Annotated in this window: 7 protein-coding genes; 5 read left to right on the plus strand and 2 right to left on the minus strand. The window is 67.1% G+C overall.

Translation table 11 applies throughout. The annotated features are described in order from the left end of the window. The first annotated feature begins 52 nt into the window (after nucleotides 1-52). Entirely contained in the window at nucleotides 53-1,396 is a 1,344-nt protein-coding gene (locus tag BW996_RS14545) for a capsule polysaccharide biogenesis protein (RefSeq protein WP_051631843.1), read from the plus strand. On the opposite strand, the gene BW996_RS14550 is transcribed toward BW996_RS14545, so the two are convergent. Then, nucleotides 1,356-2,471 carry an alpha-hydroxy acid oxidase gene (locus BW996_RS14550; RefSeq protein WP_139330892.1) on the minus strand — a complete coding sequence of 372 codons (1,116 nt, stop codon included), beginning with the start codon at nucleotides 2,469-2,471 and terminating at the stop codon, nucleotides 1,356-1,358. The genes BW996_RS14545 and BW996_RS14550 overlap by 41 nt on opposite strands. 123 nt (nucleotides 2,472-2,594) lie before the next feature. Continuing rightward, complete coding sequence (locus tag BW996_RS14555) at nucleotides 2,595-3,740, minus strand: alpha-hydroxy acid oxidase (protein WP_037481106.1); 1,146 nt, start codon at nucleotides 3,738-3,740, stop codon at nucleotides 2,595-2,597. Between the two features lie 199 nt (nucleotides 3,741-3,939). On the opposite strand from BW996_RS14555, the gene rpsL reads away from it, so the two are divergent. The 4 genes from rpsL to BW996_RS14575 form a co-directional block, all read left to right on the plus strand. After that, nucleotides 3,940-4,314: a 30S ribosomal protein S12 gene (rpsL, locus tag BW996_RS14560; RefSeq protein WP_037481101.1), complete on the plus strand. Its 375-nt coding sequence runs from the start codon at nucleotides 3,940-3,942 to the stop codon at nucleotides 4,312-4,314. A 195-nt stretch (nucleotides 4,315-4,509) separates the two neighbouring features. Further along, entirely contained in the window at nucleotides 4,510-4,980 is a 471-nt protein-coding gene (gene rpsG / locus BW996_RS14565; RefSeq protein WP_037481100.1) for a 30S ribosomal protein S7, read from the plus strand. A gap of 84 nt (nucleotides 4,981-5,064) precedes the next feature. Continuing rightward, nucleotides 5,065-7,167 carry an elongation factor G gene (gene fusA, locus BW996_RS14570; RefSeq protein ID WP_037481098.1) on the plus strand — a complete coding sequence of 701 codons (2,103 nt, stop codon included), beginning with the start codon at nucleotides 5,065-5,067 and terminating at the stop codon, nucleotides 7,165-7,167. Nucleotides 7,168-7,335: 168 nt separating this feature from the next. After that, a partial coding sequence (locus BW996_RS14575; RefSeq protein WP_175619128.1) for a GTP-binding protein occupies nucleotides 7,336-7,705 on the plus strand: 370 nt, incomplete at its 3' end.

Raw genomic sequence — 7,705 nt, forward strand, 5'->3', positions numbered from 1 at the left:
GCGCGGTCTGCGCTGAAATCTCGGCAGAGATTGCCGATCCCGACCCCACCCGATGCCCGCCCCCACGTCACCGCCCGCCCCCGAGGTCGACGCCACCACCCCGGCGGTCTGGCCGACCGCCCTGCGTGCCCTGGCCAGGCACCGCCGCACGCTGATGCTGCAGGGACCGATCGGCTGGTTCTTCGATCGGCTCGCCCGGGTGCTGCAGCAGCAGGGCCAGAGCGTCACCAAGGTGCATTTCAACGGCGGCGACGAGCTGTTCTGGCGCCATCCGGACGCACTGCGCTTCACCCAGCGCATCGAGTCGCTCGACGGCTGGCTGCGCACGCTGGTGCGCGCCCGCCACATCGACGCGATCGTGCTCTTCGGCCAGATGCGGCCGGTGCACTGCATCGCCCGGCAGGTCGCGCGCGAGCTGGGCATCGAGGTCTTCGTGCTCGAGGAAGGCTACCTGCGTCCGGACCATGTGACGATCGAGCGCCGCGGCGTCAACGCGCTGTCGCGGCTGCCGCGCGCGGCCAGCTTCTATGCCCAGCACCAGCCGGAAGCCGAGCTGCCGCCGCTGCCCGCAGCGCTGCCGACCGACCAGCGCATCGGCCGCACGGCGGGGCTGGCGATGCGCTATTACCTGGGGGCGCTGCTGCGCCACTGGCGCTATCCGAACCGGGTTCATCACCGCTCGCTCGATCCGGTCGCCGAGGGCTGGCGCTGGTTCACCGGCGGCCTGCGCAAGCCGCTGCACGCCTGGCGCGAGCGCGGCCTGCAGCAGCGGCTGTGCAGCGCGCCGCTGTCGCGGCGCTGGTTCCTGGTGCCGCTGCAGGTGCATGACGACAGCCAGATCCGCCATCACTCGCGCTTCGCCGGCATGGAGGACTTCATCGAGGAGGTGATGGTGTCCTTTGCCACCCAGGCCGCGCCCGACCTGCACTTGGCGATCAAGCACCATCCGATGGACCGCGCCTATGTCGACTACCGCCGGCTGATCGATGCGCTGAGTCACCGGCTCGGACTGGACGGCCGGGTGCACTGCCTGCACGACCAGCATCTGCCGACGCTGCTCGACCATGCGCTCGGGGTGGTCACCATCAACAGCACCGTCGGCCTGCAGGCGCTGCACCACGGCACACCGGTGATGGCGCTGGGCGACTCGGTCTACGGCATTCCGGGCCTGGTGCACGCCGGACCGCTGGCCACCTTCTGGCAAGACCCCGGTCAGGTCGACCAGGCGCTGTACCGCAGCTTCCGGCGCCATCTGCTCGAGCACACCCAGCTCAACGCCAGCTTCTACGCACGCATGCCGGCGCTGGACAGCGCGGTGCCCCCCCTGCCGGCCGAACCCGCGCCCGGGCAGACCGTCAGACCGGGTACGTACCCGGCATCAGCAGCGCCGGGCTGATGCGATCGACCGAGGTGCAGCCGCACAGCGCCATCGTCAGCTCCAGGTCCTCGGCGAGGATCTGCAGGCAGCGGTCGACACCCGAGCGGCCCTGCGCGGCCAGGCCGTAGAGCCACGGCCGCCCGACCAGCGCGGCCTGCGCACCCAGCGCCAGCATCTTCAGCACGTCCTGGCCGGAGCGGATGCCGCTGTCGACCCAGACTTCCGGGCCGGTCTGCCCGGCGGCACTGACCGAGCGCGCCGCCTCGACCGCACGCGGCAGCACCTCGACCGTCGCCGGCGCGCCGTCGAGCTGGCGCCCGCCGTGGTTGGACACCACCACCGCCGCCACGCCCAGCCGCGCCGCCTGCGCGATGTCCTGCGGATCCATCAGGCCCTTGAGGATCAGCGGCCCGCCCCACTGCCGCATCACCCACTCGACGTCCTGCCAGGACAGCGTCGGGTCGACCTCGAGGTTCTTCCAGTTCGTCAGCGTCGACAAGTCCTTCACGCCGGGCGCGTGGCCGATGATGTTGCCGAAGGTGCGCCGGCGGGTGCGCAGCATGCCCAGGCACCAGGCCGGATGGCGCATCAGGTCCAGCGCCACGCGCGGGCGCCAGAACTGCGGCGGCGTCGACAGGCCGTTGCGCACGTCCTTGTAGCGCCGCCCCAGCAGCGGCGCGTCGACCGTCAGGATCAGCGCCGAGCAGCGCGCAGCCTTCGCGCGCTCGATCAGGCTGGCCGAGAAGCCGCGGTCGCGCAGCAGGTAGAGCTGGAACCAGAACGGCGCCTTCGTCGCCGCGGCGACATCCTCGATCGAGCAGATGCTCATCGTCGACAGCGCGAAGGGCACGCCGAACTGCTCGGCCGCGCGCGCGGCGTGAATCTCGCCGTCCGGATGGAAGATGCCCGCCAGCCCGGCCGGGCCGAGCGCCACCGGCATCGCCACCGGCCGGCCCAGCATCGTCGAGCGGATCTGCCGGCCCTCCAGGTCGACGGCGACGCGCTGGCGCAGCCCGATCGCCGCCAGCCGCTCGGTGTTGGCGCGGTAGGTGCGCTCGGTCCACGAGCCGGCGTCGATGTAGTCGTAGAACATGCGCGGCAGGCGGCGCTGCGCCAGCTGGCGCAGGTCCTCGATCGACGGGGCGAAAGGCACGGGCGGTTCTCCTCGGACGGCGGTCCAGGCGGGTTCAGGCAGGTTCAGGCGACAGCCGGCATCCTAGCGAACAGGATGCGCCAGGATGCGCGCATCGACCGTGTCGATCGCGGTGTGGCCGCAGAAGGCCATCGTCAGGTCGAGTTCCTTGTGCAGGATCTCCAGCGCCTTCGTGACGCCGGCCTCGCCCATCGCGCCCAGGCCGTAGAGAAAGGCGCGGCCGATCATCGTGCCGCGCGCGCCCAGCGCCCGCGCCTTGAGCACGTCCTGCCCGGAGCGGATGCCGCCGTCCATCCAGACCTCGATGTCGCGCCCGACCGCCTCGGCGATGGCCGGCAGCGCCTCGATCGCGCTGGGCGCGCCGTCGAGCTGGCGCCCGCCGTGGTTGGACACCACCAGCGCGTCGGCGCCGGAGCCTGCCGCCAGGCGCGCGTCCTCCGGCTCCATCACGCCCTTGAGGATCAGCGGCCCGCCCCAGCGCTTCTTGATCCACTCGACGTCGGCCCAGCTCAGGCGCGGGTCGAACTGCTGCGCGGTCCACTGGCCCAGCGAGCTCATGTCGTCGACCCCGTCGACATGGCCGATGATGTTGCCGAAGCCGCGCCGCGACGTGCCAAGCATCCCGAGGCACCAGCGCGGCTTGGTCATCATGTCGAGCAGGTTGGGCAGCGTCAGCTTCGGCGGCGCCGACAGGCCGTTCTTCAGGTCCTTGTGGCGCTGGCCGAGGATCTGCAGGTCCAGCGTCAGCACCAGCGCGCTGCAGCCAGCCGCCTTCGCGCGGTCGATCAGTCGCTCGACGAAGGCGCGGTCGCGCATCACGTAGAGCTGGAACCAGAACGGCTTCGTCGTGGCCGCGGCCACATCCTCGATCGAGCAGATGCTCATCGTCGACAGCGTGAAGGGCACGCCGAACTTCTCGGCCGCGCGCGCGGCCAGGATCTCGCCGTCGGCATGCTGCATGCCGGTCAGGCCGGTCGGCGCGATTGCCACCGGCATCGCCACCGGCTGGCCGATCATCGTCGTGGCGGTGCTGCGCCCGTCCATGTTCACCGCCACGCGCTGGCGCAGCTTCTGGCGGCGGAAGTCGTCCTCGTTGGCGCGGTAGGTCGATTCGGTCCAGGAGCCGGAATCGGCGTAGTCGTAGAACATGCGCGGCACGCGGCGCTGCGCCAGCCGGCGCAGGTCCTCGATGCAGGTGATGACGGTCATCGTGGGGGCTCTCCTCGTGCCGCCGATTCTGCGCGATGCCCGGCCGTATCGGTCTGCATTGCCGGATCGGCCGCAAGACGAGTACAATCGAAAGCTTTTCGGAAATTTCCGAGCGCTCTGCCATGGGCAAACGCCTTCGAGCACGGCAGCGGAAGAAGTTTTCGGAAATGTCGTAACTTCAAACGGGAACAAGTTACCCATGCCTACCATCAACCAGCTGGTGCGCCAAGGCCGTGAGGTCGAGGTCACCAAGTCCAAGTCGCCTGCGATGCAGAACTGCCCGCAGCGCCGGGGTGTCTGCACCCGCGTCTACACCACGACCCCGAAGAAGCCGAACTCGGCGCTGCGGAAGGTCGCCAAGGTGCGCCTGACCAACGGTTTCGAGGTCATCTCGTACATCGGCGGTGAAGGCCACAACCTGCAGGAACACAGCGTCGTGCTCGTGCGCGGCGGCCGTGTCAAGGATCTGCCGGGTGTTCGCTACCACATCGTCCGCGGCTCGCTGGACCTGCAAGGCGTCAAGGATCGCAAGCAGTCCCGCTCCAAGTACGGTGCGAAGCGCCCGAAGAAGTGATCGGTTCGCGGATCGTTCACTGACTCGTCATCGACTCGTCACCGCCCGCCCTCAGGCTGGCGTGTCGGCGGGCCCCGCGGCAGCATGCCGACGCCAAAGAGCGCGGATGACTGTCGAGTAAGCGGATGTCCAGGCTGCAAGTGACATCCCCGGCGACCGCAAGGTCAGCCAGCTGAAGCCCTGAAAGGAATTGAAATGCCTCGTCGTCGCGAAGTACCCAAGCGCGAGATCCTGCCGGATCCGAAGTTCGGATCGGTCGATCTGTCCAAGTTCATGAACGTCATCATGGAATCGGGCAAGAAGGCCGTCGCCGAGCGCATCATCTACGGTGCCCTCGAGCAGGTCGAGAAGAAGGCGGGCAAGGACCCGCTGGAAATCTTCCTGACCGCCCTGAACAACGTCAAGCCGGTCGTCGAAGTCAAGAGCCGCCGCGTCGGTGGTGCGAACTACCAAGTTCCCGTGGAAGTTCGTCCCGTCCGCCGCATGGCCCTGGCGATGCGCTGGCTGAAGGACTCGGCCCGCAAGCGCAGCGAGAAGTCGATGGCCCAGCGTCTGGCCAACGAGCTGCTCGAGGCCTGCGAAGGCCGTGGCGGCGCGATGAAGAAGCGCGACGAAGTGCACCGCATGGCTGAAGCCAACAAGGCGTTCTCGCACTTCCGTTTCTGATCGGGCCCGCCCGACACTGACCCCTGACTGCCCCGTCCGGCCTTTCCTGGCCGTCTGGGGCTTTCTGCCTATCTGGAGTGACACATGGCTCGTCAGACCCCCATTGAGCGGTACCGCAACATCGGCATTTCCGCGCACATCGACGCCGGCAAGACCACCACGACCGAGCGCATCCTGTACTACACCGGCGTGAACCACAAGATCGGTGAAGTCCACGACGGCGCGGCCACGATGGACTGGATGGAACAGGAACAGGAACGCGGCATCACCATCACGTCGGCCGCGACGACCTGCTTCTGGAAGGGCATGGACCGGAACTATCCGGAACACCGCTTCAACATCATCGACACCCCGGGACACGTGGACTTCACCATCGAAGTCGAGCGCTCGATGCGCGTCCTGGACGGCGCCTGCATGGTGTACTGCGCGGTCGGCGGCGTTCAGCCCCAGTCGGAAACCGTCTGGCGCCAGGCCAACAAGTACAAGGTGCCCCGTCTGGCGTTCGTCAACAAGATGGACCGCACCGGCGCGAACTTCTTCAAGGTCGTCGACCAGATGAAGACCCGCCTGCGCGCGAACCCGGTCCCCATCGTGATCCCCATCGGCGCCGAAGAGAACTTCAAGGGCGTCGTCGACCTGATCAAGATGAAGGCCATCTTCTGGGATGAAGCGTCCCAGGGCATGAAGTTCGAATACACCGACATTCCGGCCGACCTCGTCGAGGTCGCCAACGAGTGGCGCGAGAAGATGGTCGAGTCCGCCGCCGAAGCGTCGGAAGACCTGATGAACAAGTACCTCGAGTCGGGCGAACTGACCGAGGAAGAGATCAAGCTGGCGATCCGCACCCGCACCATCGCCACCGAGATCCAGCCGATGCTGTGCGGCACCGCGTTCAAGAACAAGGGCGTGCAGCGCATGCTCGACGCGGTCATCGACTTCCTGCCCTCGCCGGTGGACATCCCCCCGGTCTCGGGCACCGACGAGGACGACCAGCCGGTCACCCGTCAGGCCGACGACAAGGAAAAGTTCTCCGCGCTGGCGTTCAAGCTGATGACCGACCCGTTCGTCGGCCAGCTGACCTTCGTGCGTGTGTACTCGGGTGTTCTGGCCTCGGGCGCTTCCGTCTTCAACCCGATCAAGGGCAAGAAGGAACGCATCGGCCGAATCCTGCAGATGCACGCCAACCAGCGTGAAGAAATCAAGGAAATTCTGGCCGGCGACATCGCCGCCTGCGTGGGCCTGAAGGACGTCACCACGGGTGAGACTCTGTGCGACCAGGACGCCATCATCACGCTGGAAAAGATGGTCTTCCCGGAGCCGGTGATCTCGCAGGCCGTGGAGCCGAAGACCAAGGCCGACCAGGAAAAGATGGGCATCGCGCTGGGCCGTCTGGCTGCGGAAGATCCGTCGTTCCGCGTGCGCACCGACGAGGAATCGGGTCAGACCATCATCTCGGGCATGGGCGAGCTGCACCTGGAAATCATCGTCGACCGCATGAAGCGCGAATTCGGCGTGGAAGCCAACGTCGGCAAGCCGCAGGTCGCGTACCGCGAGACCATCCGCTCGAAAGTCGAGAACGTCGAAGGCAAGTTCGTGCGCCAGTCGGGCGGCAAGGGCCAGTACGGTCACGTCGTGCTGTCGATCGAGCCGCAGGAGCCGGGCACCGGCTTCACCTTCGTCGACGCGATCAAGGGCGGCGTGGTGCCGCGCGAGTTCATCCCGGCGGTGGAAAAGGGCCTGATCGACACGCTGCCGAACGGCGTGCTGGCCGGCTTCCCCGTGGTCGACGTGAAGGTCACGCTGACCTTCGGCTCGTACCATGACGTGGACTCGAACGAAAACGCGTTCAAGATGGCCGCCTCGATCGGCTTCAAGGACGGCTGCCGCAAGGCCTCGCCGGTGATCCTGGAGCCGATGATGGCCGTGGAAGTCGAGACCCCGGAAGACTACGCCGGCTCGGTGATGGGCGATCTGTCCAGCCGTCGCGGCATGGTCCAGGGCATGGACGACATGGTCGGCGGTGGCAAGATCATCAAGGCCGAAGTCCCGCTGTCGGAAATGTTCGGCTACTCGACCACGCTGCGTTCGGCCACCCAAGGCCGCGCGACGTACACGATGGAGTTCAAGCACTACAGCGAAGCTCCGCGCAACGTCGCCGAACAGATCATCACGGCGCGCGCCAAGTGATCTGAAGCGCGCTAGAATCCTGCGCGCTACTGCTGCCACCCTTGCGGGTGGCGGCTTCTTTTTTGTCTCCGGAGAACCTGCCCGCCCTTGCCGGTGGAGGCGGCCTTTCAGGGCTCCGAGAGACGTAAAACCACGCACCGGCAATGTTCTTTGATCTGGAGATCAGACATGGCAAAGGAAAAGTTCGAGCGGACCAAGCCGCACGTCAACGTCGGCACCATCGGTCACGTCGACCATGGCAAGACCACCCTGACGGCAGCCATCACGACCGTTCTGTCGAAGAAGTTCGGCGGTCAGGCCAAGGCCTATGACCAGATCGACGCCGCTCCGGAAGAGAAGGCTCGCGGCATCACGATCAACACCGCCCACGTCGAGTACGAGACGGCCAACCGCCACTACGCTCACGTCGACTGCCCGGGTCACGCCGACTACGTCAAGAACATGATCACCGGCGCCGCCCAGATGGACGGCGCGATCCTGGTCTGCTCGGCCGCTGACGGCCCGATGCCCCAGACCCGCGAGCACATCCTGCTGTCGC

The organism is Sphaerotilus natans, from assembly GCF_900156335.1.
GTDB lineage: Bacteria > Pseudomonadota > Gammaproteobacteria > Burkholderiales > Burkholderiaceae_C > Sphaerotilus > Sphaerotilus natans.